This is a genomic window from Lentzea sp. NPDC102401 (assembly GCF_044765805.1).
GTDB lineage: Bacteria > Actinomycetota > Actinomycetes > Mycobacteriales > Pseudonocardiaceae > Lentzea > Lentzea sokolovensis.
This window is the reverse complement of the sequence record NZ_JBIWKS010000022.1, coordinates 106,692-131,528: the sequence shown is the minus strand read 5'-3', so window position 1 is coordinate 131,528 and position 24,837 is coordinate 106,692. Positions and strand designations below refer to the sequence as shown.

Sequence of the window (24,837 nt, the reverse complement as noted above, 5' to 3'; positions counted from 1 at the left end):
GATCGTCTGACGCGCTGGCGACTGATCGTCGGTCACGGTCACCTGTGTACTCCTCAACAACAGTTGATCTCATACACAGAACATCTGACACGCCCTCCCTCGCCGCCCCAACGTTTTTCAGCGCAGCATGCGCATCGACCAGGGCACCGACATGACCGAGATCGACTACGACGCGGTCACTCTGCTCGGCCTCGCGATCTACCGCGCCAGCCTGATCGAGTTCGGCCGACGCGACGCCACGAGCCGCGCCCGCATGCACACCCACGACATCCCGATCACCGACACGATCACGCTGTTGCACGACAACGCACGCTGCCAGGACCTCCTGCTGACCGAGCCAGGACACCCCGACTTCCCGCACGGACGGCTTCCACCCGTCTGGGCAGACACCGTCGCCGGACTGTGTGCGGACCCTAGTACCAAGCTGGCCGAAGGTCCGCAGACGTGGGACAGCCTTCTCCAGAAAGTGCGCGCCGTCCTCACCGTCGGATCCGTCACGACCGCAGGCACGGTGAAGCACTTGGCACCGTTGATCCAGCGGCACCGCCTCGCCGGATGGTACGAGCGCAGCACGGCCGTCACCAAGCCGGACGAGCCCACCGCCCGACGGTGCGATCAGGAGTGCGAGGAGCGGTTCCGGCCCCGCTACCCGAGACGGGGCACCCGCTTCGATCAATGCTCTACCGGGCGTGGTGCGCCGCGATGATCGGGCGTGACGCTAGGGTGCGCTCGCCGCCGCGGCGCCACCAGGAAACCCACCGAGACCGGGTTCTCTTCTGGATCGGCAGGTGCTGCGCGAGGCCGTGACACGGGTCGGAGAACCGTCAGGCACTCCGACCCGTGCTCGCCGCCGGGTACGTCAAGACTTTGTGGCACCACGGCCACGGCGCACGGCAGCGAAGGCCGAGAGAACATCGGCGCGGTGGGCGGGGTACGACGGGTGGCGAGGATTTGACACTGAACTGGCCGCGTTTTGCTGCCAGGTAACGGTATTCAGCAGTGGTTCCATTGAGGACATGGGGACAAGATCGAGCGCACTGATCGGTGAAGTGCAAGTCTGGCAGCGCCTAGCCTCGTCGGTCGTGCACAAGTCATCGCGGTTTGAGTTACGCGTCGACGACGTCGTTCAGCCAGACGGTGCTCGTGGCACTTACGAGCACGTGGTAGCGCCGCCATCGGTCACCGTTCTCGCGCTGTATGACGACGCCCAGGTCGTGCTCACGCGTCAGTGGACCTACACGCATGGCGGCAGCGAGTGGCGACTGCCCAGTGGCACGGTCGACGCCGCCGACATCGACCCCGTCGCGGCCGCGCGTCGCGAGCTAGCGGAGAAGACCGGTCTGCGCGCCGCGTGTTGGGAGCCAATCGGCCAGATCCACGGCGCGGACAGCCTGAGCAACCACATCGACCACCTCTTCCTCGCTACCGAACTGTCCAAGGCAGAAGCCACGCTCGACCCTGGCGAAGCCCGCCCGTCTATGTGGGTCCTGCCGTTCCGCGATGTGCTCGACCTCGTCGAACGCGGACAGCTCCCGAGCGCGGGCAGCGCCCACGCCGTGCTCACGATGGCGTTGCGTCACGCAGCCCAGGTACCGGGTTAATTCTTGGGCGTGCGCACAGCTCCCCACCGACCAAGATCCTTACCGCGTGACTTGCTGCGCATCGGCCGGCAGCCCCTCACGCGGCATGACCGTGCCGAGCACCGTGGCACACGTCCCTCAGCCCTACCCGTTCACGCGCGTGCTTCCACGCCTCACCGCGTATCCCGACATCCGGGAGCAGGTGACTCTCCAGGCTCGAACGCGTCGCACACGAATATCAGGAATGCTCAAAACCGTTACACAATAAGGAAAACGGGTGTTCAGCGAACTTGGGCGGCGAACTGGTGCGGCTGGTCGGCGACCGCGTGGACGGCGATGTTCGGCCGGCGGTGCTCCTTGATCAGCTGCGCGCGTTTGGCGAAGGCCTCGGTGTCGTCCTGGCACAGCCACGCTTGCCACGACGCCCACACGTAGCCGTCGCGGTGGAGTTTGCGCCAGGCGTTGCGGAAGTTCGACGAGTACCCGATGTGGACCGGGCAGGCACCGTTGCCGAACAAGATGTAGGCGACGGTCGCTCCCTTGCCGGGCAGCGTCATGAGGTCGATTCCGGCGAACCCGGTGTCGCCCTTCCATGTCTGGTCGTCGCTGTCCGGGGTGTTGATGGCCATCCGTCGCAGGGTCAGCACGTCGTATGGAATGTGCCTGGCCCACCGAGCAGCCCACCCGGTGATCTCCGAGTTGCGCACGTAGTCGTACAGCTCGGTCAACTTGTGGACGTCGAGGTGGCCGCCGTTCCACGCTTGCCATGCTGCGGCGATCATGGCGTCTTCGGCATCGAGTTCGACGGTGGTGGTCTGGTACCGAGCCTGGCGCGCAGCGGCGTGCCGTGAGGCTGCGTCGGCGAAGCTGATCATCCTTGGCTGTCTCCTTGTTCGGGCAGTGCGACCTGCTCGCCGCACACGTGAGACAGCGTCGCGCGGTCCTGGTCACCTGCTGCGGAAACACGCCGAGCTTGCCGACCCCGCAACGTCGCCCTCACCCGACGGTGGTTCGAGCCCCTGCTGCCCCGCCGACTTCATGGCCCAGACCGCGGACTCTGCGAATGCGGGACGCCGCGATGATATGGCGTGGGCACTCACCGCGAGACCAACCATGCGGGAGGTGAGGTCTTCCTCGTGCAACAAGGCGACCCAACTATCTAAAATAGCAAGCAACTTGCGCAGCTTTAGTTAGTCTGCTGGAGTGGGGTCTTCGAACCGCCACACTGGGAACGTGATCATGCGAACCATCAGCAATGTCCACGAGATCGACGAACGCCAGAACCGCGACCTCGATGATCACACCATCGCGACCCTGCTCGCCCTCATCGACGAGGCACGGTCAGTCCCCGAGCGGGAGTCGTACTGCACCGATGAGATCGGCCAGCGCACGTTCGAGGTCATGCTCGCCTCGTACACCACACCGCAGGGCGAGAGCCGCTGGGCGGTCTACACCAGTGACAACGAGGGCGAGGCTTACCTCGACAGCGGCGACGAGCAGGAGGCGAGCACCCGGTACGAGGCGGAGGTGCGTGAGCTCGCCCGGTGCGCGGACGCGTCGATGTACGCCTGGTGGGAGGTCACCGACGTCGAGGGGCTCGCGCAGAACACCCACCTCTACGACCTCGCAGCACGCCCCGACACCGATGCCGACTGGAACACGGTTGAGCAGGGACAAATCGTGCTCGGGCAGAACCGCGATGCAGACGTCGAGTACGACGATCTCGAACGCGCAGCCCATCGCCTCGCCGACCGACGCTTCGGCGGCGACGCCGACTGCAACACCGAGGCCCGCGTGACCTTCTGGACGCACTCGCGCGACAACAAGCCAGTGGCCGTGGAGGTCGTCGAGTTGGTGCCGGCGTGAGCACGACCCAGCCGAGCTTCCCGTTGACCACGAGCCCGTGGATCCCTGTCGTCGACACCGCCGCCGGATTCCGTGAGGTGGGCATCGTCGAAGCGCTGGCCCGCGCCCACGAGCTGCGCCTGGCCGCCGACGCGCAGGAGGAAGCGGTGCTTCTGCGACTGCTACTCGCGGTCTATGACGCCGCTGCCGGTCCCGCGTCGAGCACCGAGTGGGACGCGGCGTGGCGCACGGACACCCTGGATCCGCAGGGCCGTGTCACCGCCTACCTGGACGCCGCCGCCGACCGGTTCGACCTGTTCCACCCAACGCATCCGGCGTTTCAGTGCGGGCATCTCGACGAGTATCGCCGCACCCCCGACGTCCTCGATCCGGCCTACCTTTGTGGCGAGGGCGGCGCGTTCTTCAACCCGGCGTTGCGCAGCCCCGCCGACTACCCGCCGCATCCGCCCGCGCAGGCCGCGCGGTATCTGCTGGTGCTGCTGGGCTACGACGTCGCCGGAATCAAGGGAGCTCCAGCCAGCACCGGCGTCAACAAGACCTTCGGCGCAAGGCTGGGCCTCGTGGCCGCCGCCAACCAGCTGCACGTCCAGGGCCGCAACCTCAAGGAGGCAGTGCTGCTCAACCTGCCACCGCGTCCGCGTGAGCCGGGCGATGCCCCGGTGTGGGAGCGGGAATGCCCGAAGCCCGGAATCCGGGAGCGACGACCGACCGGCCGCCTGGACTACCTGACGTGGTCGTCGCGCCGCATCCGGCTGCATCCTGACGCTGACGGCAGGGTCAACGCGGTCGCGTGGCATGACGGCGACCGAGTCGACGGCGACTACTCCACCGCCGCCGCTCTGGATCCCATGACGGCCTGGCGCGCCACCAGGAAAGGCGGTATCGCCCCGGCTGTGCTCTTCGATGAGGAGTTCGGCGAACCACAGCCATGGGCAGTGACGCAGTTGCTCCATCCCTACCCGTCCACGACCGGATCGACCTGTGGCGCGCTCGAACATGTCGTTGCGGCTGCCGCCCGCGGCATCCTGCCCTCGGACTTTCCGCTGCGTGTTCGGGTGTCGTCCACGGTCTTGAACCGACACCTCTCGACCATCGTCGGCGTTCGCGACGGCCGCGTCGACCTTGGCCCTGTCCGTCTGCACACCCACGACACCGCCGCCCGGCGACGCCTGGCCCATGTCGCGCACGCCACCGCAGTCGCGCTCAAGGACGTCCGCACAGCAGCAGAGAGGATCGCTCCGCACAGCAAGGGCATTGGCAAGCGGGTCAGCCTGGACCCCATGGCCACGACGAGGGCCTGGCAGCAACTGATCATCGACCTCGCGGAGCCGCCCGCTGACCTGGCTGACCTGAACGTGGTCGACGCCGCTCAGCGATTCGGTCGTGCCATCAGCACCGAGCTGGACACCACGATCACACGCCTGCCACTGCGCCTGGAGCAGCACGGGCGGTTGAGTCACGAGGTCCGCCAGACCACCAGCCATTACACCGCAACCCTGATTGGCGAAGCAGCCACGTCACCCGTCCCCGCGGACACCGTCGGATCTGCGCGCACCACGAGTCCTTCGCGGCGGGGCCGACCATCACCGGAGATCTCGATAGCCGGTGAGACCAAGACACTTGCTCAATGGGCCGCAGACCCACGGTGTCAGGTAACCAAGGCCGCGTTCAAGGCACGTCTGGACGCTGGCTGGCCCCCTCGGGACGCCCTAACGATCCCCCGCCGACAACCACAGCCGACTCCCGATCCTGCTCGGCAAGAGCCAGGCGTTGCAGGATGACAAGCTCTGCCACCACGCGCTGGATCGGCCGGTGCCGCGCGAGGCCTACGGCACGGGCCTGGGCACTACTAGATGCCTCTGGCCCGTGCCCGGCCGCCCCTTCCCTTCGAACGCGCGGAGGCAGCGCGTCGAGAGTCGACCAGCGACTGCCGATGGGGCCGCTGCAATGTTCGGTGCCCACCCGCAGCGACACGAGCGGAGCCGCCGCGTAGTGCCGAACCGGTCATACGACGCCGATCCTGCAGTTCGTGAGACCTCCGTGCCGAAGGCTGACTGAACGCCAACTGGCTCATGGCCACGGCGACGACCGCGCAGAGAAGCCACGTCGTCTCACTGGTGAGGACCTGCGACGAAAGCCATGCCACAACAGCGGTAACCGCGATTCCAAGCAGTTGGACCTTGACTATCCAGCGAAGGTCACCGCGCCGCCGCGGTGTAGCGGATGCAGCCTTTCCTGCCCCGTCATCGCGGCGCAGAGCCTCGCTGTGGACGGTGCCCCTGCTTCCTCGCAAACGCCACAATGCGAGAACTGAGACCGCGATGCCCTGGGCGCCGCCGAGCACCAAGATCAACGCCGCCACCGTGAGAACACCGGAGAGGATCTGCTCTCCCCCATCGACAACGTTCCACGGGCTCGCCACGCCGGCGAGGCCCAGGCCGACACGAATCCATCCGGCGGCCGCGAGCGCACCGATCATCGACGCCATCGCCACGACCGCCCGCCATCGAGCGTCATCGCGGCGCACCCTGGCACTGATCGGACTGGCCACCGCACCGCACCGGACGCGATAGCCGTAGAACCCCACCAGCACGCTCGCCGCCGACAGAACAGCTGCAACCACAGTCATCGACATGCCGATCCCCCTCCTGGGCACATCAGGAACCAGCGAGTCTATTCCTCCACCCGTGAGTCGCAGCGCAAATAGGCCGCCTGCGGCGGCACGTCGAGAACCAGCGCTCAGCGGGATCCACTGTGGACCCAGCGTACATGTCACTCAGCGGCGCGGCGCGGAACCCGCGGGCCCGCGAGCACGCACGACGAGCTCGCGGCTGGTCACCTTGATGAACTCCGGTCGAACGACCGGATCTCGGGTAGCGCTGCAGCTTCCCACGTCGCATAGCTGGTGAACCGGGGGTTCTACGTGTCAGCGGGAACGCTGGTCCTGGTGCTGCTCGTAACCGCACGTCGGCTACCAGTTGGGCGTCAGATCGCGCAGCTCGTCCAGGACCGCGCCCACCTCCCGCTGCTGCCGGCGGGTCGGGCGAGGCAGACGCTGTTCGGACCACTGGACACGTTCAAGTTCGCGGGCGTGATGTTCCTCGACGTGCCGTGGGTGCCGCTCCATGTGCCGATGGGCGTTGAGGACTCGGACGCGGCCGTAGCGGACCTGACCATCGCCCATGCCCTCGTAGTGGCGCAGGCTCGGCGATGGTTCCAGCGGTGTGATGCCGAAGGCGGCAAGGATGCGGTCCAGTTCGGTGTCGGCGACACCGAACACGGTCGCGACCTGTTCGCGGGTCAGGCTGCGTCGGTCCACGACGCCGTGCAGGTTCAGCAATGGTTCCAGGCTGTCGATCAGCTTCACGAGCGTGTCGTCCAGCCGGTAGCAGTCGGTGATCATGTTGTAGCCCCAGTTCACCCACAGCAGGCCGAGGGCGGGATCGGGATACATCACCTCCGGGTCGTGGCGGCCGCTGCCGGGCAGTGCGAGCACATAGCCGTCGAGGGTGCCCATGTGCCGCCGGTGCCGGGCCGATCGCACCATGTCGTCGGCGTACTCGGGTTTGTACTGCGCGCGGATCTCGGGCTCGTCGGACATGTCTACATGAGGCAGGTCCGGGTCGGGCGCGAAGTCCTTCGCCGAGTTGCGCTGGCGCAGCAGCGTCGTGATGCGGTCGAGCAGCAGGAGGGTGGCCTCGACGCGGTTCTCCTCAGCCAGCAGCGGCGCGGCCTCCTCGGGGCTGGCCGGCCGCGCGGTGAGCGTCCAATAGTTCATGTCGTACTCGTCGGACGCTCCGGGCTCGGACCAGCCGCCGACACTCTCTTCCTTGCGGCGCAGCGGCACGACGATCGAGCTGTGCCAGGTCTGGGGCTGGCCGTCGCGACCAGGCCGCTCCTCAGCCGTCAGTCCGGGATGGTCGTGGGCCAGCCACTCCGGCCCGGCACTGGTGCTGGGCCACTCCAGCCGTACCGGGCTTTCGAGGTCGTGGTACTCGTCGGTGATGATGGCGAGGGTCAGAGGACGGTCGTCGGCTGCGGCCATGACAGTGCTGCTCCTGAGGATGCGGGATCCCGGCCAGGCCGGGATGGAAGGCGAGTACGACCACACCGCAGGCCACCGTCGCAGAACCGTCCCGGTGACCGCGAAGAGCACCAGTCGGACATGAGACGCGGCCTGCGGCCGTGAAGTCCGTGTGTTGCGATCCTCGCCAGCCCAAGCAGGGCGTAGCGCTACGTGCTGCCGGAGCACGAAAGTGCGCGGCTGATGCCTCAGTCGTTGCGATCCTCGCCCGAGCGCGTGGCGCCAGGCGCTGCCGTCACCGGGACAGTGCCCCGGGAGGTGACACCACCATATCGGAACCAGTCCGCACGCAGACGAGACCGCGGCCTCGTGGATGATCGTCCGCCACGGACTGCTCGCGGCGGCTGATGCTGGGCAGCACCTTCCTCGTGCCCGGGACGTCGCTGGCGCAGATGCGGGGGTGTGTCGCGGAAGCCACGTAACTCGCTCGTCTGCGTTGGGCGCGCACGCCACACTGGACCTGGCATCGCCGCACCAGTCGAAACGAGATCACTGTGCACCAACAGAATCTCAAGCGGAGACACCACACCGTTCCCCGCTCCCACCTCGAGAGGTTCGCGCGACCGCCCGCCCCAGGCAAGGCGCACGCGCAGCTGACCCGCGTCGAGCTGCCTGGGACCGACCGGCGCCCGATCTCGGTGACGTCGGCAACCGTCGTGAACGACTTCTACCTGACCCGCACCCCCGACGGTGCGCTTACCGACGCCTTCGAGGACCAGCTGTCCACAGTGGAAGGTGACGCGGCGGCCGCCGTGCGGGACCTGGTCGACCAGGCGATCTGGCCCATCACTACCCAGAACCGGAAACGGATCGCGCGATGGGTCGCGCTGCAGCACCTGCGCACGCCGGGTGAGCGGGACCTGCTCGGCGCCGCTCACGAGCTAACCCGTGAGATCACCAGCCGCGGCATCGGCTCGGAGCTCCAGGGGTTCGCAGGACCTGGCCCGCACACCTACGTCCGGCAGGGAGAACTCTCCCGGCCGAAGCCTGCGTGCGGCCCGCCGCACTCGTGGTGCCCAAGGTCGAATCGGCGTGCGACGTCGAACTCGTTGCGTCGGCCGTCCTCGAGCACCAGCCTCGACGCGATGCCCGGCGTGTAGCCGCCGGACTGCGATTCCTCGCCAGTCACGGGCGCGCCGAGATGGCGCTCCAGTTCCGCGCGCGCTCCGGCGGGCAGGTCAGCCAGGCGAAACCGGCCAGTGGTGTGCGTCGAGGTCATCAGCCTCAGTCCCTTCGGACTGCTCGTGGAGGTAGGACGGAATCGGACTCTGCGCTGGCGTGGTGGTGAGCACACACCGCTCACCACCACGCCGAGCCATGCTCGCCGGTTGTTCTCAGGGCTACTTGTCGGGCGGGATCGCGACGGCGAGGAACTCGCGCAGCCGCTTCTTGTCCGCGTCGGACTTGGCCTTGATCTTCACGGCCCGGCGCAGAGACTCCTTGGTGATCTTGGGGGGAATGCCGAGCTCGTCCTGGGCCTGGCGCACGATGGCGCCGAACAGGGCGGGCACCTGGGACGGCTTGTACTCGACGAACCAGCTCAGCACCTTCTCGGTGGGCAGGCTCAAGGCGGTGTAGCCGACGTCGAGCGCGAAGTCCTTGCCGTTGGCGAGGTCGTACAGCACGGTCCGCTCGATCGTCCACGCCACGTCGCTGTACGGCACGACCTGGTCCAGGTGCAGCGCCGCAGTCCAGGCTCCGCGTTCGGCCACGTCGCGCACGGCGGTCTCGTTGCGATGCGGGCGCGACCACCGCCGACGCATGGCGGGCTGGTCCCACAGCTGGGAGAACAGGTTGTTCGTCAGCCGCTTCCACAGGTTCAGCAGCCCTGGGGACAGGCTGCTCTCGGCGTCACCGGTGAGCACCGAGGCGACGGCGGAGGGGTCCCGGCGGCGCTGCTCGTCCCAGTCCCGCACGACCGGCAGCGACCAGCGCCGGCGGTTGCCGTCGACGAACTGGGGTGCGGGCAGGTCGCCCTCGTCGCGCGAGAGGTAGGCGCGCAGGGTGGAGGCGGTGATACCGACCTCGGCCGCGAACTCGTCGACGCCGAGCAGGGCCGCGTCGACGAGCTCCGGGGCGTTGAGCGTCACCACGCAGCGGTCCAGCGGCAGGGCGTCGGGGCGCACGCGCCGGCGTACCGACCAGGCCGCGAGGTCGTGGCGCCACTGCTGCATGGGGACCGGGCCGGTGTCGGGGTCGAACTGCAGGATCTTGCCGACCTCGCCCAGCACGGGCTTGCAGCTGCCATCGAGCAGGTCCTCGGCGGTGATCGTCGTGGCCTGCCGCACCTCCCGGCGCATGTAGCCCTCGCTGGCGTAGCTGATCACCTGCCGGGGCCTGTACCAGGTGGTGCCGTCCCACCAGTGCCCGCCGAGCCGGGTCAGCAGCGCCCGGCCGCTGAACCACTCCTGATAGGCGGACGCACCATCCTCGTCGCGGTAGACGGTGATGGAGCGGCCGTGCTCGGGGTGAAAGCGCACCACCCAGGCGAAACGATGGTCCTGCGGGTCGGTGGTGAACGCGGCCCACTCGTTGCCGGACCGGTCGGTGTCGTAGCGGCCCCACATGTCGGTGCCGTCGTGCCTACCCAGAGCCTCGATCTTGGCCGGGTCCTCGATGGGGATGTGGCTGTCGTCGATGAAGGGCAGGTTCGGGATGGGGTGGTCGGTGCGGACGCCGTTCGCAACGGGCTGCCAGTCGCTGGACACGAGCTGTTCCTCCCTCAGGCCGCCACAGGTAAGTACAGCGGCACTGCTGTAAGACAGTACAGCATTACTGCTGTCAGCTATGCTGGATCGCCTTGGCCTGCGGCGCTGACGTGGCACGGAAGGGCTTTTACCAGGTGTACGCGCACGTCCCGGATGTCTGCGAGGTCGACCAGGTCGAGCCCAGTTGCCTCGCGACCGACTACGGCTCGCCGGAGGGTCCGGGCTACTGGGAGTGCGCGACACACGGCGCGCAACCCGTCCGGCCCGACAGTCCGCTGGGCCCGCTGACGTTGCCCGCGGCTCCGCCGGGTCCTGGTCGACGACGTCCCGCACTGCGCTGAGGAAGCCGTCACGGCTTGACGCCCGACGCGATCGGCGACCGGATCAGCGTTCAGATCAACGACAGGATCAACCGCCGGTCGTTGATCCGGTCGTTGATCAGCGGTTGATTGCACTGCAACCTGAAACGGCCCATCGGCTCTGTTCATGCTGGTCAGAGGCGTCTAGACTGTGAGAGCGTGGACGGAGCCGCTACCTCGGCCACGGCGATCCGAGTTGAATCGGCTAGCCTTCGGGGCGTTCCCGCTACGTGCGCAAGGTGTTTGCACCATGCGCGGAACGCAGAACGGCCGGGAGACCGCCGCGTGGTCCAGGTGTTTGCCCACCTGGTGCGACGACCGTCCCGGCCGCGACGGGTCACCTACCGCTTACGCAGCTTGCCGGCGGCGAAGTGGAGACCGAGACCGAGAAGCCCGGTGGTCATGTAGATCACCGGGCTTCCGCCGGTCAGGACCGGTCCCATCAGGGACGCGGTCTCCAGACCCACAGCCAGGTGCTCACATGCCTGAGCAGCTCGTTCTCGGGACCACCACGGTTCAGGTGCACCCTCAGTGTTGTCTTCGCGGTCCAACGGTCGGTTGTCCTGCCATTCCCCGGTGGGGTGGGCCCCGGCGGGACCCCGTCGCCCCCAACCGGTACCGGGCTGGGGGTGACGCCGTGGTGGAGCAGAAGACCGATTGCGTGTACGCGGAGCGAACGCTGTGCGGGGAGCCTATACCGGGGCACCTCCGGCACCAAACCACCCCTGCCGTTAGTGGAGTTTGGGGGACCCAACGGAGGAATGGAAGCTGTGCACCGGTCAACAGACTGGCGGCCAGTAGCGACTAGTAGCGACTCGCGAGCGCCGTGGAACACAGCGGAATTAGTTTACGCAGGTCAACCACACCAGGAACCAACTTGACGGGATTAGACGGAACTCTTGTCCAAAATTAAAGTAGTCGTGTCAGTGTCTGGCCACACGCTATTGGACAGAGACCAAGACAGAGTCAGTTGTTTCGGGCTACTTAATCGAAAGTAATTCCAGTCGAGATGTCTACACCAATTGCATTACGAGCCGCAGGGCTAAATGTATTTACCAGATTGATTTTAGAGGCGAGCGGTCCGGTTGGCCGCATGACACGGAGGACCTGCGGGTTTGGTTCCAGCCGCGTTGCTGTTGGCGCCCGGCGCGTAGGCGGCCGGTCGCTAGTTGACCGGTCCACAGGTCTGCTCTTGGAGCGACTAGGACAGGACGTGCCCCCGCAAACGAGGGTCCCCCAGTTGGGTGGGAAGGTTGTTGTTCACAGCGCAACCTTGATCGCGTTTCCATCTCGGCCCGAAAGACCCGTTTGCAGCAACCACTTTGAGTCGATGCCCGGGCCGCAACTTGCCCAGATTCTGTCCCTGCAGGACACCGATGTCGAGAAGCTCAGCGTCGTCGGCGTCGACCTGCAGCACTGCATGTTCGTCGGTGCGCTCAACCTTGACAAGCTCAGCCTCAGCGGCCCCATCACCTTCGCCCAGCTCCCGCACGACGGCTTCCGAACCTGGTGGAACTGGCCCTTCGTCTGGCGATGGAGCCGCCGCGAGGTCATTCGTGAGGAGTTCTTCTGGCGGGCGGAACTGCCTCGACTGATGCCGCTTTCCTGGTCAGACCGCCGTGTTGTGGCCAAGGCGCGATTTCTGAGCTACTCGATGGCGCGTGGCAAGTACCTGGCGTTCTGGCTGAACGCAGCCGGGACCGCGGGCTCCTCCCCCTCCGCCTCGACGAGAAGTCGGCTCCTCACCGGTGACCACCTGGCATCGTTGTACCGGTCCCTGCGTAAGGCCCGCGAGGACGCCAAAGACGAACCCGGAGCCGGCGACTTCTACTACGGCGAGATGGAAGCCCGACGGCTCTCACGCCCACCGATGAGCGCTGATCGCTGGCTGCTGACCCTCTACTGGGCACTGTCGGGCTACGGCCAGCGCGCCAGCCGGGCTCTCGCCGCACTGGTCGCCCTGCTGGCCACGCTCACCGTCTTGCCACCGGGCACGGCCTCGCCGACACCGCGCCCGTCCAGCGCATCACCGATACCGCGCGCACCGCCGCTCCCCCACTACCGCAGGTGATCACGATCGACATCACCGGCCAGCGCGTGACCGCGACCCTCCCGCCACCCGCCTCCCCGCCGGTCGCGCTCGACGTCACCGCCGTCGCGCCGACACTGCCACCGCCTGACCAACGGTGGACCGCAGCCCGTGTTCAGCGGGCGATCCGCACCCTGATCACCTCCCTCGTACCCATCGGCACCGACCAGGGCCTCACCACGCTGGGCGGCTACCTCGTCCTGCTCGCCCGCGTACTCGGCGCGATCCTGCTCGGCCTGGCCGTGCTCGCCATTCGCGCCCGCGCCAAACGCTAACCCCTGCTCTACAAGGAGAACGTCATGCACGAGCCCAGCGAGGACGAGATCGGCGCCGCGATGGCGCGGTTCACCGAGCTGTCCATGGTGATGCCGGGTGGCCTCACCATGGTGGAGGACGCGGGAACTCTCGCGCGAATCGTGAACGCGCTGCCGCCCCAGACGGAGGTCATGTTCGACGACGCCGTGCGTGGAGCTCCCCGGTGGTGGCAGGCCCCAGACCCTGTCATCACCGGCGTCGCCCGGCTGTCGTGGATTCTCGCGACCGAGCCGGTGACCGAGGAGGAGACCGCCGTCCAGCCGGAGCTCGCTGGACGCGACCACATTCGCGGCTTCGTCCCAGCGCTGATGCTCGGGCGCCGGATCCTGCGCCAGGACGGCGATGACCTCGCGTCGGCGACCGAACTCGCTTACGCCGACGACCGGGCCCAGTACGCACTCGATCTCGGTGAGATCGACGTGTTCGTCGCCGAACTCGCCTCGCTACTGGATCAGTGGGCGAACCGGCACGCCACCGACGCAGTTGACGAAGCGCCCGCCTGGCTGGAGTCCCAGCCCCGGCACGAGGACGCGATCACGGCAGACCCCGGCTTCGACGGCCGGGACGAGCCGGACGGGAACGCCCAGGACACGCCGGTTGCACGGCTGCGCGCCGAGGAACGCGACCTCCTGCGCGGCCTGCACGACAACGCCACCCGCCTGCGAGAGGTCGCGGCCGCGCTGACACAGCTGTGCACACCACGCGAGGAAGACCGTCCACAGACCTGACTTAACCTGGCTTACGAACCTGCTCTCGCCGCGTGGTGTAGTTGGTTCACGGTGGTTTGGCTCGGTACCCCGTCACGCAGCTGGGCCTGGACATGAGCGTGGGGAGTCGATCTCCGATGGGTACGGGATCAGCCCGCGATGTCAGCGCCCCAACGCCCACCACAGAGCCTCGTCCGCGCCGGAGAAGTAGTCGCGTTCGCTCACCTCCCGGTAGACACGGCCGGTCACCATGTGGTGCTCGGCGTCCACCTGCGCTGCGGTGGGCTTCTCCTGCCAAGCCGTGCGGGTGCCGGGGCTCAGCGGCGCCGTGCCGAGCACCCACGCCAAAGCCTGAACTTTGCTCATCCCGTAGGGACTGGCGTCCAAAGCGCGGGTCAGCTCGCTGACCCGCGCCCGGATCTCCGGTTCGTCGATCAGGGATGGATCTGGGTCGGCGATACCCATCGCGTGCACCACGGCGATCGGCTCCGCCTTCGTGGTCTCAACGATCTCCAACGCGATACAGGCCGGCCACGGGTAGGGCTTGCGCGTTCCGGTCAGCCAGATCTCGGGTTCGTCCGCAGTCGAGCCGTTGCGCCACAGTTGCCCGAAGAAGCTCCCTGTGGCCGCGTCCCAGCCCCAGATGCTCTGGTCGTCCCAGCCGGGAAGAGCGATCATGTCGTGCAGTTCGTAGCCGGGCCGTGCCTTGTAGTTGCGTGCGGGATCTAGCGTGTTCATGTTGATCAGTGTGCCGGGAACAGGGCTCGTCCTGGCCCAGTCCAGCCACCACAACCCGAATGCCATTCGGGTGACGTCGTGGCCACAGAAGCTTCCGTGGGCCAGTGGAGCCGCGGTCAGCGCAGATTTGACAGCCGGTCTGAGTCGGGGCGCACGGCGAGATCGCGGTCTACCAGCACGGCCAGGGCGGCGGGTGCTGAACGTGCTGGGTTGTCGCGGTACCAATCACGCAACCAAGCCCGGACCTCGGCACGGTCGATGCGCAGGGAGGCCGTGGACTTCATCGCGGGGAACGTGTCGGCGAACTCGGCGCAGGGCAGGGTCGGCGATTCCATGGCGGTGGCCGAGGCCGCGTCGATCAGGATCGCCAGCGCGGTCCTGGCCCGGTCGGTGTCCGAAGCGGGGCCCCAGCCGTAGCTCGAGCCGTGGGGTGCCGGCAGGCCTTTGATCGGCGTGGTGTGCTGGCCGTCTTCGGCTACTACTGCGATGACGTCCGCGGGATGGGTGTCGGCGCGGTAGATCACGGCGGTGTCTGCTGTGTCGAGCAGGAAGGGGTCGATCGGGCGGCACACCTTGCACGGCTTCCACGACCGCCGTCGTCCGCTACTGGGCAGGGTCCGGGCGCGGGCTTCGCGCACGGACATGCAGTGAATCCGATCGGACACCCCGACTTCGCCGTCGCCGGGCGGAGGCCCGTAGGGGCGGTCCCACCATTCCCCGCCGGGTTCCAGGTCTTCCCACGACACCACCACGGTGTCATCGCCGAGGACCAACCGCTGTTGGGAGTAGATGCCACCGGTGTGCACGAACGGTTCCAGCGTGGGCGCGCAGGGCCTGGGCTCGGCGGTGATGTGCGTGCAGTCGCGCAAGTGGATCGAGGCGGTGGAGGTCACGTAGGGGTAGGCGGCCGCGCCGGCCTGCCACCGTTCGACGGCGCGCTGGTGATCACGCTGTTCTTGCGCGTAGACCTCCACGTGCTCGGCGCAGCGTCGACACTCGTCTCCGGTGTGCAGCAGGGGATTCACGCTCAGCTGGACCCCCTCGGCCAGACCACCGGCGATGAGCTCGTGGGTGACTCGGGTGTAGTCCTGTGCCGTACACCAGCCAAGCGAGGCGAACTCCTCGGCGAGCTCGCTGGTCAGCTTCCCACTTATCCCGTGATTGCGATGCAGCCGCACCAGTACCGCCAGGTGAAGCGGCGTCGGCACCGCGGGGGTGAACAGCGACGCGGTGTCGGGCACGTACCCCGCCACCTGTCGGTCGAAAGGCACGACCGCGCAGAACTCCGCCAACTTATTCCTCCTGGTACAGGACGTCCGTACCCAAATGTCTACCAAGAGCGCCGAGACGGCGGCTGACAACCCCGACCTAGTCGAGCACAGGCCGTCGAGCACGGCGATCCACGCGGCGTGGTGGCCTGCCCAGCGACTCCTAGCACCTGCTGCACGAACCTGTCACCAGGCAATACCTCGGGATCAACCGGCACCATGCGTTGCAGAAGGTGCGGGCCGCACAACGCCGCGTCGGACGATGACGTACTCGAGTTCGGCGGCCAGCCTGTCGGCTGGTTGCCCGATACGGAAAGGACTCACCACCGGTATCAACACACCGAGCCCGTCGCTGTTGCTGTACTCATGCACATCAGCAGCGGGTTGCCGTCCAGTCCTCCGATCCCTCACCCTGGTGTTCTGCGGAACCGGGCATGTGACAGCGCGCCACCCGACAGCATCGACCGTCACGCGATCGCCGTCGTACACGGCATGGCCGGCGTCGGCAAAACCTTCGCCATCCAGACCGTCCTGCAGCGAGCCGAAGTGGCCGCGTCCATCCATGTCGTGAACATGGAGTTCCCGAACGTCCCCATCCCCCTGCGCGTCGCACAAGAACTCGCCCGCGCCGTGCTCGGTGAACCGCCCTCACCCAGCCTGAAGCGCTCCCAGCTAGACGAGCAAGTCCTCGCCTATCTCACCGGTCGACCGGTCCTGCTCGTCGTCGACGAGGCACAGCGACTCAACCGGCACGCCAAGGAAGTCCTGCGCAACCTCTACGACGATTCGGCAACCCGGCTCAGCCTCGTACTCGTTGGTGGCGACCGCTGCTGGCAAACCATCTCCCGCAACCCCATGCTGGCCTCTCGCGTCTACCGCTGCCGCCGCGTCCTGCCATTGGCCGCCGACACGGTCCCGCAGCTGATGAAGGCCTACCACCCCATCTACGCCGCCTGCGCTCCCGAACTCATCTCCCAGGTCGACGCCGACTTTGCCCATGGCAACTGGCGCAACAGACCTCGCACAGCAGGCCCAATGCACCACGCTCGACACCGAACTCGTCACCAGAGCGTTCGCCCTGCTCGGCAGTGCGGAAGAAAGGCCCAGTTCCGCCGCGGCCGCATCAGCGCAGATGACCGACAAGCGGTAGGTCACTCGCCTCGCCGCGCGGCTCTCCGGACCGCTGAGCCATCCCCATCCCGGTCGTGGATGGGGGCGTGTTCCTGCTCGGCTCAGCCTCGCTCGCCCTCTGTGCGATCGCTGTCGGGCCACCGTAGGAACTTGCCTCACCACGGCCCAACCGGCCGGATGACCACCGACAGGGCAGGTACAGCGCGCCGGCGGGTCAGCGCAGAACGGACAGCTGATCTCAGTCGACGCTCTGGTCGTGCAGCGTGTCGAGCATGAACGCCGACCATGCGATGGCGCAGCGCATCGCCAGGCGGCCGTGGCGCAGGTCGATTCCTTCCGGCAGTTCGAGCTCGCCGTGGCCGTCACCGGCGTGGTTGCGCAGGCTTCCCAGTTCGTGCACCAGCCCTTGCAGCCGCTTCATGATCGCGGCGATGTCCTGGTGGTGCAGATCGGTGGCCGACTTGCGGTCTACCCCCAGCGCCGCGGCGGTCTGCTTCGCGAGTTCACCGAGATCCCAGCTGCTCTTCGTCGGCACCTCCAGCTCGGCGAGAATGGTCTTGGCGACGACCTCGACAAGGTTCTTCGCCTCGCTCAGCGCGCTCACCGGGTCGACCGGCAACGCGGCCTCGATGCGCCTGAGCCGTGCCCGAACCGCGGTGATGTCGACCGAGTCATCGGCGGCGTCGACGAAGGCCTGGGTCGCGGCCGCCAGGTCGCCGCTGGCGCGATCGCTGATGCGGTGCCGCAGCGCCATGATGGTCTGCTCCGCGCGGTCGTGCAGGAACGCCGTTCGGCCCGCGTAGGTCGCGCTGTGGGTCTTGGCGGCCGCGACACCCTCGTCGACCTGGCTCCAAGGGAACGGGTTCCGGACTCCGTGCCGCTGCAAGATCGTCTTGAGCTGGCGGTGCATGGCCGTGTACTCGCGGCGGTTGGGCTGGTATGGCTCATTGAACTTCTTGGCCGTAGCAATCAGCATCACCTCCATCCGCTCCACAAGGTCGATCGCGGTGTCCAGTTCAGACTGATCGCCGAACTCGTCGTCCTCCTCGAAGTCCATTCAGCCAGGATCCCATCCGCCGGCTACTGGGTTTCGGTGCCTGAGCTAGTGGCGGCGCGGGATCTCACGTGTTTGCGGTCCCGCAGCGAGGAGCCCGTTCAGTTCGGCGCCCCGTGTGCTGCTCGGCACCGAGGTCGTAGAGGAAGCCCGGAACTGGCTTCTCTAGCCCACCTCACGAAGCCGCGATCATGGATGAGCTCGAGGTGCGACAGCAACAGGAACTCGACTACCGCCACTGCTCCCAGCGCGCGAGGCAGCGGGCCATGGGCACGGGCCTCTTGCAACGCCGTCTGATACGGCTCTCCGGTGTGCTGCGTGCGCACACGGACCATGTTGACGCGATTGGACACCTGGACCTGACCTCTGTGGGCGTCCCGGAAGCCCCCTCGTCAGGCGTGTGTCGAAGACGATCACGCGTTCACCGGCTGGAGGGTTGTCGAGCATCGCACCGCACCACAGCGGCTTCGGCTCCGTACCCACGCCGGGACTCTGCCGGGTACATCTACGCCAGGTCGCGAATCGACCGACGGCAGCATAAGGCATCGTCTGCAACCAGGCACACACCGAGTCGGTGGGGGCATGGTCGACCGGATTCGCGAATCCGCCTGTCAGCATTGACCCAAGAGGACTCCGGTACTCACGGTGGACAAGAAGGCAGTCTGCGAACCGGGGGCCGTAGTGGCCAGTGATGAATCCGTGCCTGCCACGCCGATGCTCGATCTCGTACGGCAGATGGCAGGGGACGACAAGACCGCGAGCAGGCGCGCAGCAGCCGAGGTGCAGCGGCGGTGGAACGCTGCGGCCGGCTTCCGCGAGTCGACCTGGTCTTCCTCAGACTCGCGGCAGAGCACGCCGAGCGAGTGGCCTTTCGATCTTGCAGCGGTCGACGACGCACGGCAGTACCTGTCGGTGCTTACCCTCGTCAACGAGCTCTCGGTCCTGCAACGGGCCGACGTCCACCCCGCGGAGGTCTTCCTGCGAAACGACGGGCCCGTGCGGATCTACGACGTGCTCAACGCAGACGACAATCGCGGGCATTCCGAATGGGCCGACGACGAGCCGCAACCGGAAGGGGCGGAACTGCTGTCACGGTGGTCTGAACGAACCCTGTTCGGCGAGCACGCACGAGTCCTCGACGAACACCTCAGGCTGGCCGGGTGGATGCGTCACGACCTGCTCCAGGAGTGCACCGAGCACGCCGTGCTCGCCGCCGCGCAATTGGAGGGTCCGTGGACGCTGGAATCCTTTCTGGCCGAGCACACCGGCACCCATCACCACCTGCCGCTAACGGCCGGACCCCAAGACCCGTGCGCAGCGATCGCCATCGCGCTCGGCCGGCCCGGCAACCCTCCGACAAGAGCGATGATCAACGCGTCCCACGTCCAGACCGGTGCCGAGCTCGCCGGCGAAACCGACAGGATCACACGAGAGGATCCGCCTCTGGACCTGCCTGAAGTGCGCGAATGGTCAGCAGACCGGCTACGCAGTTCCCATGCCGAGATGCAGTCATTCGTCGAGTTCCTCACCGCCGCACTAGGCGTGCACCGTCTCGCCGAGGACCACGTCGTCCGCCTCAACGGGCGTGCCGTATCCCCCAGCTTGCGCGGATGGGTACTCCATCACCTGATCAGCCGTGTTCGCTTCCCGGAATGGGAAGTCGGCACGCTGACCCTCGCGGGAGCCCAGATCACCTTCAAAGCAGATCACGATGGTGCTATCGCCACCGTAGACGCCGCAGGCACCCGCAAGGAGTTCTTCACCGACAGCCTGCCGGCCGTGCTGGTGGCGCTCGAATCGCCGAACGCGCTTACTCACCTGGCGAAGATGCGTGTCGGGGTCGACCGAATCGGACAACACCTGAGTGCTGGGCGCGCAATACCGTCCCGCCGCGAGGTACGTGGGATCGATCCTCGGCATAGCCGCCGCGACGGCCGTGAGACAAACCCCGGCGATCAGCGCCGACGTCGCTAGTGTGACGCGGTCGAGTAGAGCCCTGGAGCAGACGGCGTGCTCGTTGCACGACAGTGAACTGCGATCACGCCGCAGACTTGCAACCGATCGCGACGTGGTACAGGGCTGGGTGCGTGCCCAGGCTGGCATCGTCCGGGCGCCACAGCGCTGGCGTGGTAACGCCAGGGGCGAGGAGTTCCAGGCCTGCAAAGCACCTGCGAAGCCACGATTCACTCCGCGGCCGCACTGGGGCGGTGGTCGTGGCGAAGAGCTCCCGCACGAGGGCGGTTGCCTCCGCATCGTAGTCAGCGGTCATGTGGGACATCACCAGATAGCTGCCAGGGCACAACGCTTCGAGGTAGGACGCCACTATCCTGGTGGCATCATCGTCCTCGGCTTCACAGAGATGCTGCAGACTCGCGCACATCAGCACCGCGACAGGCCGTGTGAAATCGAGCAGCCCGCTCGTCACATCGTTACCCAGCACGAAATCTGAGTCCGCCAGGTCAGCTTGGACGACAGCTGTGCGCGCGTCCTGTTCCGTCATGAGCTCCGCGTGCGAAACGACCACCGGGTCGTTGTCGACGTAGACCACGACCGTCCCGGGAGCGACCTCGTTCGCGACAGAGTGCGGAGCGCTCAGTGTGGGCAAGCCGGCCCCGAGGTCAAGGAACTGGCGGACTCCGAGCCCGGCGATCGTGAGCACTGCGCGTTTCACGAAACCTCGGTGCGCCGCAGCGGAGCCTTTGATGCACGGGACAGCCGCGACCAGGCGTTCACCCGCCACCCGGTCAGCCCAGAAGTTGTGACCACCGCCGAGCAAGAAGTCGTCGATGCGTGCGACTGCCGGCGTCGACAAGTCGACCTGAAACGGCGGTTGGCTTGGATCTGGCAACGAGAATCCCTTGTACTGCCGGTCGGCGAACAGACAGACAATCAGTTAAGCCGAACGGAGCAGATGAAGGTACCCGGCTAAACCCGGGCTGGGCCCGGGCTTCTACCGGGGTTGGTCCGAGGGGCGAGATCGACGGGCGTCGCGATATCAGGCACGATGCGAGCCTGACGCTCGTGATCGGATCTAGGACCGCGCCCTCACTGGCGGCGCGGGCAGGGTGGAGGATGTTGTGTCGCGTTCTGGCACCGAGATCGACGCTGTGGTGTTCGACGTCGGCGAGGTCGTGGTGGATGAGACCACCGAGTACAGCAACTGGGCGAAATGGCTTGGAGTTAGTCCGCATGAGTTCTCTGCGGTGTTCGGCTGGGTGATCGGGCGCGGTGGCGACTACCGCGACACCTTCCTCGAGTTCCAGGACGGGTTTGACCTCACCGAACAGCGGCGACTTCGGGCCGAAGCAGGCTTCCCTGAGACGTTCACCGAGAGCGATCTCTACCCCGATATTCGCGACTGTCTGATCGCTCTGCGAAACAACGGCTTGCAGGTCGGCCTCGCCGGCAACCAGACCGCCCGCGCTGAGGAGATCCTCATCAGCCTCGACCTCGATGTCGACTGGATCCGCACCTCCGATGGTTTCGGAGTAGAGAAACCGGCACCCGAGTTCTTCGAACGGGTGATCAAGCAGACCGGTGTCTCCGCCGAGAAAGTGCTCTACGTGGGCGATCGGTTGGACAACGACGTACGGCCAGCCCAGCAAGTCGGCATGCAGACCGTTCTCGTCAAGAGAGGCCCCTGGGGCCGGATCCTGTCCGACCCCGACGTCGAGTCCGCCTGCCTGGCCGTCGTGAGCGATCTCCGCGGGCTCCCGGGACTGGTCGCCCAGCACAACGCCAGCGCCGCGTAGTCCTCGCTAGACCGCGACAGCAGGAAGCGCCCGAATCTGTTCGCTGAGCTCGCTGGCGAACGGGGTCCCTTCCAGGGCCGCCGTGAGCTTGGGGATCCGAGTGGTGACGGCTGCGGCGTAGGGCGCGACGACGAACGCGGCGCAGCCTTCCCTCACCGACGCGGCCGCCTTCTCTGCGTCGGTCGGCGCCTCGCAGAGCGCCCGGTCGAACAGCAGCACCGAGCGTTGCTTCGCAGCGTTCGCGCCGAGTGCTGTCAGCGCGTTCTGCAAATGGCTCGCCGCGAGTTCAAAGCGGCCTGCCTGCAAATATGCGTTACCGGCGAACCCGTCGAACCTGTCGTAGTCGAACCAATCCAGCCACTCCGGGTTCTCCCCGTCCATGCCCAACGCGTCGTGTGCCCGCTCGATGCTGCGGATGCTCTGCTCAGTCCGGCCAGTCATACCGTAGAGCTCCGCAGCGACGCACCTTAGCCACGCTTCCAGCAAAGGACTGGGCCGAGCACGGAGCAGACATCCCTCAGCCCGTTCCAACCATCCGTCTGCTCCCGTGCGATCTCCTGCAAATCCTGGGACGAACGCCCGATGGGCGTACACGGTGAGGGCGAGCGTGCTGTCCGACGCGTGTTCTACGGCCGCGGCCGCGATGGCGAAGCAGCGCTCAGCGCGCGCTTCTTGCCCCAGGTCGAAAAACAGCAGGCGAGCGGCGATCAGCGCATCGTGTGCGAGGGCGTTCGCGAGCGCCCGGAAGTTGGAAGAGTTCGCCTGAGCCGGTTTGAGGATCCGCACGTTGAGCTCGAGCCGGCTGAGCAGGTGGTCGAGAAGTTCCTGCGCGGGCAAACGCCAGTACCAACGAAGGTGCGCACGGTTGTCGTTCTGCGCCGTTTCGACGTCGCGCGGGTCCAGCGACAGTGTCGAGCCCGAACTGCGACTAATAGAACTCAGGATCGACTGAATCGAGCGGATCTGGCGATCGCGGCGGGCCAGCGCCGCGGAGTCTCCACTTGCGGGTGGCACCATCGGCTCCATCTCGTCCACAGTCAGATGACACGGCACCGCACCCCGCAGATACGAGGGTGCGAGGTCGGCGGGAAGGCGCGCCAACTCGTCAGGCGCGAGCAGTCCGAGCTCGGCCGCGGAAACGCCGAACACCAACACCAGGTGCATCTGGAAGTTCGGACTCGGCCTGGACCGGCCTCGTTCCCAGCGGCTGATGGTCCGCACCAGCTCGTCCATCGAACCAACAGTGCCGCCATCCTCGCGAATGCTCATCGCAAGGCGCTTGGCCAGCTCTGCCTGGCTCCAGCCGCGTACGGACCTCCGGTACGCGAACAGCCTGTTGTTCGGGGCGGAGGCGACCAGGAGGGCAACGTCGTCGGAGTCGAGTCCTGTCACGACCTTCGCGCCTCCCCTTGAGTGCATCTCGGCAGCTCCAGCGCTGCCGCCACTAGCACTCTAGAGGCGAACGTGCTCCGAGCCGATCTTCCGCGCCCCGCAACTCGCCAGGGGACAGCCCGGTTCCAGCCCGGTACCGCAACCCGCTCAACCACGATTTGATCATCCCTGCGTTGGAATAGCCTGCCCGGCCCCTTCGGTAAAGGCTGAACCAGCGCAGGAGAAGCCGCCGTCCTCGTGACGCCCCCCAGCGTCGGGCGGCGACACCTGCTCACGACCGAAAACTCCCCGCGAGATTGGTCGTGAGCAGGTCTCCAGACGCAATAGCGCGCCTACCGTTGCGCGCCCACGATCTGCGGGGGCCTGGTGCCATCGCAGATCTAAGACAACAGGGAGAGCTGGCAGTGAGCGAACCCGGCGGCGATTCGGCTCGCTTCAGCGTCGGCGTGTTCAACATCGAACATTTCGGTGTAGATAGGGCGACCGGGCGTCACAGTCGTCTCCCGCTCGCCGTCGACTTCATCAGGCAGACGACACCAGTGCCACCTGACGTGTTGATACTGCCGGAGTGCACTCGCTTCGACTACGACGGCCACGACGCCTTGCGTCGTGTAGTCAACGAACTAAGCCGAGCACTTCCTCACGGCGAGCTGTACGAGCCGTTTGTCGACCACTGGGGTGAGCGCCGCAATCCGCCAGGCGTGCTGGTGAATCGCGCGAAGTTCGAGGTCGACAACTATTACGAGCCCAACTCGAACGCCGGGCCCTACAAGGGCGTGGTCAAAACGAAGATCGACGGCATCGCTGTGGTGTTCATCCCGGATCATTGGCCCGGAGGTGCTGGCCGACCGGAGTTTGACCGTTCTGCACAGCGCTGGAAGCCGTGGAGCACCATGAACACGGTGGCCGGTGGTGACCTCAACATCACCAGCTCGTGGGGGCGCGACTTCCGCTTCGCAGAGCCAGCGGGACCAAGCTGGTACCAGGTGTGCGAGCGACGCGGTGAACTGCACAAGTTGAAGCAGAAGGGGCGTAAGAACCCCGTCACCGGTGAGTGGGAGATCGACACCGAAGCGCTGGACGAACTGCGCGAGCTCGGGTGGACCGACGCCGGCGAGGAGGCCGACAATCCCACGATCACCGATCCGCATCCCGCTGACGGTCTCGGCCTGCGCATCGACCGCATCCTCCGTTCTCCCGGCTTCAACGGAGAGCAAGTGCCTGACTCGTACTTCTGTGCGCAGTCGCCCAGCGATGTCAGCGATCATGCCTATGTCGGCGCTAGCTTCATCGTCCACCGTTGAGGTCAAGCCCTTCCCCCCGTCTATTGACCAGACGAGCGGAGGAGGGGCTCGCTCCCCCAGCGGACCCCTCCTCCGGTATTGCTACTTGCTCTACGCGGTCACGACGAGGGTGCCAGTTCGGCTAGCGCCACATCGCGGTCGAACTCTCCCGCGACGACGCCGGCGCGAAACGCGATGATCTCTTCGTGCGTGAAGCTGAGCGACACGTCGCTGCGAAGGGCGTGCACGACCCATCCCTCCGGCATAACCTCGACACGAACGCGACCGTTGCTGTTAGCGGGTTCGTTGCTCAGTACCTCCTGCAACCACGCTGACCACTCGGTCGGTGTGAAGCTGATTGATGGCCCGGCGGGCTCCTTGGAGTGGCGGATCTCTGCTCCGTCGCGTGTGAAGTCCACGTCGACGCAACTTTCGCCGTTGCTGCTGTAGGACGAGATGCGCCATCCGGCCCGGCCCAGTGCGGTGGTCACGACGTCCCTCACCTCCCGAA

At 66.7% G+C, this 24,837-nt stretch carries 25 protein-coding genes and 1 pseudogene; 14 read left to right on the top strand and 12 right to left on the bottom strand.

The annotated features are described in order from the left end of the window. The first annotated feature begins 127 nt into the window (after positions 1-127). Both ACIRG5_RS45855 and ACIRG5_RS45850 read left to right on the top strand, forming a co-directional pair. Positions 128-706 (top strand): hypothetical protein, encoded by a 579-nt coding sequence (locus ACIRG5_RS45855; RefSeq protein WP_402917318.1) that lies wholly within the window; start codon positions 128-130, stop codon positions 704-706. 376 nt (positions 707-1,082) lie between these two features. Next, positions 1,083-1,601, top strand: a complete 519-nt coding sequence (locus ACIRG5_RS45850) for an NUDIX domain-containing protein (RefSeq protein WP_402917316.1) — start codon at positions 1,083-1,085, stop codon at positions 1,599-1,601. A gap of 260 nt (positions 1,602-1,861) precedes the next feature. Here ACIRG5_RS45850 and ACIRG5_RS45845 read toward each other — a convergent pair whose 3' ends face one another. Further along, positions 1,862-2,455, bottom strand: a complete 594-nt coding sequence (locus tag ACIRG5_RS45845; protein ID WP_402917314.1) for a hypothetical protein — start codon at positions 2,453-2,455, stop codon at positions 1,862-1,864. Between the two features lie 358 nt (positions 2,456-2,813). On the opposite strand from ACIRG5_RS45845, the gene ACIRG5_RS45840 reads away from it, so the two are divergent. Further along, positions 2,814-3,446, top strand: a complete 633-nt coding sequence (locus ACIRG5_RS45840; protein WP_402917312.1) for a hypothetical protein — start codon at positions 2,814-2,816, stop codon at positions 3,444-3,446. After that, positions 3,443-5,227 (top strand): type I-E CRISPR-associated protein Cse1/CasA, encoded by a 1,785-nt coding sequence (gene casA / locus ACIRG5_RS45835; RefSeq protein ID WP_402917310.1) that lies wholly within the window; start codon positions 3,443-3,445, stop codon positions 5,225-5,227. The genes ACIRG5_RS45840 and casA overlap by 4 nt, the downstream gene beginning before the upstream one ends. A gap of 68 nt (positions 5,228-5,295) precedes the next feature. Here the strand turns inward: casA and ACIRG5_RS45830 are convergent, their stop codons facing one another. Next, positions 5,296-6,081 (bottom strand): hypothetical protein, encoded by a 786-nt coding sequence (locus ACIRG5_RS45830; protein WP_402917308.1) that lies wholly within the window; start codon positions 6,079-6,081, stop codon positions 5,296-5,298. A 336-nt stretch (positions 6,082-6,417) separates the two neighbouring features. Then, positions 6,418-7,491 (bottom strand): hypothetical protein, encoded by a 1,074-nt coding sequence (locus tag ACIRG5_RS45825; RefSeq protein WP_402917306.1) that lies wholly within the window; start codon positions 7,489-7,491, stop codon positions 6,418-6,420. Positions 7,492-8,024: 533 nt separating this feature from the next. On the opposite strand from ACIRG5_RS45825, the gene ACIRG5_RS45820 reads away from it, so the two are divergent. After that, a complete protein-coding gene (locus ACIRG5_RS45820) occupies positions 8,025-8,630 on the top strand; it encodes a DUF4238 domain-containing protein (protein ID WP_402917304.1) in 606 nt (201 codons plus the stop codon). 240 nt (positions 8,631-8,870) lie between these two features. Here the strand turns inward: ACIRG5_RS45820 and ACIRG5_RS45815 are convergent, their stop codons facing one another. Further along, positions 8,871-10,238, bottom strand: a complete 1,368-nt coding sequence (locus tag ACIRG5_RS45815) for a helix-turn-helix transcriptional regulator (protein WP_402917302.1) — start codon at positions 10,236-10,238, stop codon at positions 8,871-8,873. A gap of 92 nt (positions 10,239-10,330) precedes the next feature. On the opposite strand from ACIRG5_RS45815, the gene ACIRG5_RS45810 reads away from it, so the two are divergent. Next, positions 10,331-10,579 carry a hypothetical protein gene (locus ACIRG5_RS45810; RefSeq protein WP_402917300.1) on the top strand — a complete coding sequence of 83 codons (249 nt, stop codon included), beginning with the start codon at positions 10,331-10,333 and terminating at the stop codon, positions 10,577-10,579. Positions 10,580-10,938: 359 nt separating this feature from the next. On the opposite strand, the gene ACIRG5_RS45805 is transcribed toward ACIRG5_RS45810, so the two are convergent. Next, complete coding sequence (locus tag ACIRG5_RS45805) at positions 10,939-11,064, bottom strand: hypothetical protein (RefSeq protein WP_402917298.1); 126 nt, start codon at positions 11,062-11,064, stop codon at positions 10,939-10,941. A gap of 863 nt (positions 11,065-11,927) precedes the next feature. Here ACIRG5_RS45805 and ACIRG5_RS45800 point away from each other — a divergent pair. The 3 genes from ACIRG5_RS45800 to ACIRG5_RS45790 are packed head-to-tail and all read left to right on the top strand — an operon-like array spanning position 11,928 to position 13,729. After that, positions 11,928-12,668 carry a hypothetical protein gene (locus ACIRG5_RS45800; RefSeq protein WP_402917296.1) on the top strand — a complete coding sequence of 247 codons (741 nt, stop codon included), beginning with the start codon at positions 11,928-11,930 and terminating at the stop codon, positions 12,666-12,668. After that, positions 12,665-12,961, top strand: coding sequence for a hypothetical protein (locus ACIRG5_RS45795; protein WP_402917294.1), 297 nt, complete (start codon positions 12,665-12,667; stop codon positions 12,959-12,961). Before ACIRG5_RS45800 ends, ACIRG5_RS45795 begins: the two co-directional genes overlap by 4 nt. Before the next feature lie 24 nt (positions 12,962-12,985). Next, complete coding sequence (locus ACIRG5_RS45790; RefSeq protein WP_402917292.1) at positions 12,986-13,729, top strand: hypothetical protein; 744 nt, start codon at positions 12,986-12,988, stop codon at positions 13,727-13,729. A 141-nt stretch (positions 13,730-13,870) separates the two neighbouring features. Here ACIRG5_RS45790 and ACIRG5_RS45785 read toward each other — a convergent pair whose 3' ends face one another. From ACIRG5_RS45785 to ACIRG5_RS45775, 3 genes are all read right to left on the bottom strand, one after another. Then, a complete protein-coding gene (locus ACIRG5_RS45785) occupies positions 13,871-14,446 on the bottom strand; it encodes a hypothetical protein (RefSeq protein ID WP_402917290.1) in 576 nt (191 codons plus the stop codon). Positions 14,447-14,562: 116 nt separating this feature from the next. Continuing rightward, a complete protein-coding gene (locus tag ACIRG5_RS45780; RefSeq protein ID WP_402917288.1) occupies positions 14,563-15,687 on the bottom strand; it encodes a hypothetical protein in 1,125 nt (374 codons plus the stop codon). Between the two features lie 234 nt (positions 15,688-15,921). After that, positions 15,922-16,278, bottom strand: coding sequence for a hypothetical protein (locus ACIRG5_RS45775; RefSeq protein WP_402917324.1), 357 nt, complete (start codon positions 16,276-16,278; stop codon positions 15,922-15,924). On the opposite strand from ACIRG5_RS45775, the pseudogene ACIRG5_RS45770 reads away from it, so the two are divergent. Together ACIRG5_RS45770 and ACIRG5_RS45765 are read left to right on the top strand one after the other, a co-directional pair. Continuing rightward, positions 16,207-16,527, top strand: a pseudogene (locus tag ACIRG5_RS45770) (ATP-binding protein); the annotation flags it as partial. The gene ACIRG5_RS45775 and the pseudogene ACIRG5_RS45770 sit on opposite strands and share 72 nt — an antisense overlap. Positions 16,528-16,711: 184 nt before the next feature. Continuing rightward, a complete protein-coding gene (locus ACIRG5_RS45765) occupies positions 16,712-16,864 on the top strand; it encodes a hypothetical protein (protein ID WP_402917322.1) in 153 nt (50 codons plus the stop codon). A gap of 219 nt (positions 16,865-17,083) precedes the next feature. On the opposite strand, the gene ACIRG5_RS45760 is transcribed toward ACIRG5_RS45765, so the two are convergent. Then, entirely contained in the window at positions 17,084-17,902 is an 819-nt protein-coding gene (locus ACIRG5_RS45760; RefSeq protein ID WP_402917286.1) for an abortive infection family protein, read from the bottom strand. A 642-nt stretch (positions 17,903-18,544) separates the two neighbouring features. Here ACIRG5_RS45760 and ACIRG5_RS45755 point away from each other — a divergent pair. Then, positions 18,545-19,873 carry a hypothetical protein gene (locus tag ACIRG5_RS45755; RefSeq protein WP_402917284.1) on the top strand — a complete coding sequence of 443 codons (1,329 nt, stop codon included), beginning with the start codon at positions 18,545-18,547 and terminating at the stop codon, positions 19,871-19,873. Positions 19,874-19,937: 64 nt separating this feature from the next. On the opposite strand, the gene ACIRG5_RS45750 is transcribed toward ACIRG5_RS45755, so the two are convergent. Then, positions 19,938-20,747: an SAM-dependent methyltransferase gene (locus ACIRG5_RS45750; protein ID WP_402917282.1), complete on the bottom strand. Its 810-nt coding sequence runs from the start codon at positions 20,745-20,747 to the stop codon at positions 19,938-19,940. Between the two features lie 259 nt (positions 20,748-21,006). On the opposite strand from ACIRG5_RS45750, the gene ACIRG5_RS45745 reads away from it, so the two are divergent. Then, positions 21,007-21,651 (top strand): HAD family hydrolase, encoded by a 645-nt coding sequence (locus ACIRG5_RS45745; RefSeq protein WP_402917280.1) that lies wholly within the window; start codon positions 21,007-21,009, stop codon positions 21,649-21,651. A 6-nt stretch (positions 21,652-21,657) separates the two neighbouring features. On the opposite strand, the gene ACIRG5_RS45740 is transcribed toward ACIRG5_RS45745, so the two are convergent. After that, positions 21,658-23,043, bottom strand: coding sequence for a multiprotein-bridging factor 1 family protein (locus tag ACIRG5_RS45740; protein ID WP_402917278.1), 1,386 nt, complete (start codon positions 23,041-23,043; stop codon positions 21,658-21,660). A 404-nt stretch (positions 23,044-23,447) separates the two neighbouring features. On the opposite strand from ACIRG5_RS45740, the gene ACIRG5_RS45735 reads away from it, so the two are divergent. Continuing rightward, on the top strand, positions 23,448-24,347 hold the full coding sequence (locus ACIRG5_RS45735) for an endonuclease/exonuclease/phosphatase family protein (RefSeq protein WP_402917276.1): 900 nt from the start codon (positions 23,448-23,450) through the stop codon (positions 24,345-24,347). Between the two features lie 98 nt (positions 24,348-24,445). Here ACIRG5_RS45735 and ACIRG5_RS45730 read toward each other — a convergent pair whose 3' ends face one another. Beyond that, a complete protein-coding gene (locus ACIRG5_RS45730) occupies positions 24,446-24,817 on the bottom strand; it encodes a DUF397 domain-containing protein (protein WP_402917275.1) in 372 nt (123 codons plus the stop codon). Positions 24,818-24,837 lie beyond the last annotated feature (20 nt).

Bases quoted from the DNA above. Each gene is read 5' to 3' on its own strand.
- ACIRG5_RS45775 (WP_402917324.1), bottom strand. From the start codon at position 16,278: ATGGATGGACGCGGCCACTTCGGCTCGCTGCAGGACGGTCTGGATGGC.
- ACIRG5_RS45825 (WP_402917306.1), bottom strand. From the start codon at position 7,491: ATGGCCGCAGCCGACGACCGTCCTCTGACCCTCGCCATCATCACCGAC.
- ACIRG5_RS45830 (WP_402917308.1), bottom strand. From the start codon at position 6,081: ATGTCGATGACTGTGGTTGCAGCTGTTCTGTCGGCGGCGAGCGTGCTG.
- ACIRG5_RS45765 (WP_402917322.1), top strand. From the start codon at position 16,712: ATGGCAACTGGCGCAACAGACCTCGCACAGCAGGCCCAATGCACCACG.
- ACIRG5_RS45855 (WP_402917318.1), top strand. From the start codon at position 128: ATGCGCATCGACCAGGGCACCGACATGACCGAGATCGACTACGACGCG.
- ACIRG5_RS45800 (WP_402917296.1), top strand. From the start codon at position 11,928: ATGCCCGGGCCGCAACTTGCCCAGATTCTGTCCCTGCAGGACACCGAT.
- ACIRG5_RS45760 (WP_402917286.1), bottom strand. From the start codon at position 17,902: ATGGACTTCGAGGAGGACGACGAGTTCGGCGATCAGTCTGAACTGGAC.
- ACIRG5_RS45785 (WP_402917290.1), bottom strand. From the start codon at position 14,446: ATGAACACGCTAGATCCCGCACGCAACTACAAGGCACGGCCCGGCTAC.
- ACIRG5_RS45790 (WP_402917292.1), top strand. From the start codon at position 12,986: ATGCACGAGCCCAGCGAGGACGAGATCGGCGCCGCGATGGCGCGGTTC.
- ACIRG5_RS45845 (WP_402917314.1), bottom strand. From the start codon at position 2,455: ATGATCAGCTTCGCCGACGCAGCCTCACGGCACGCCGCTGCGCGCCAG.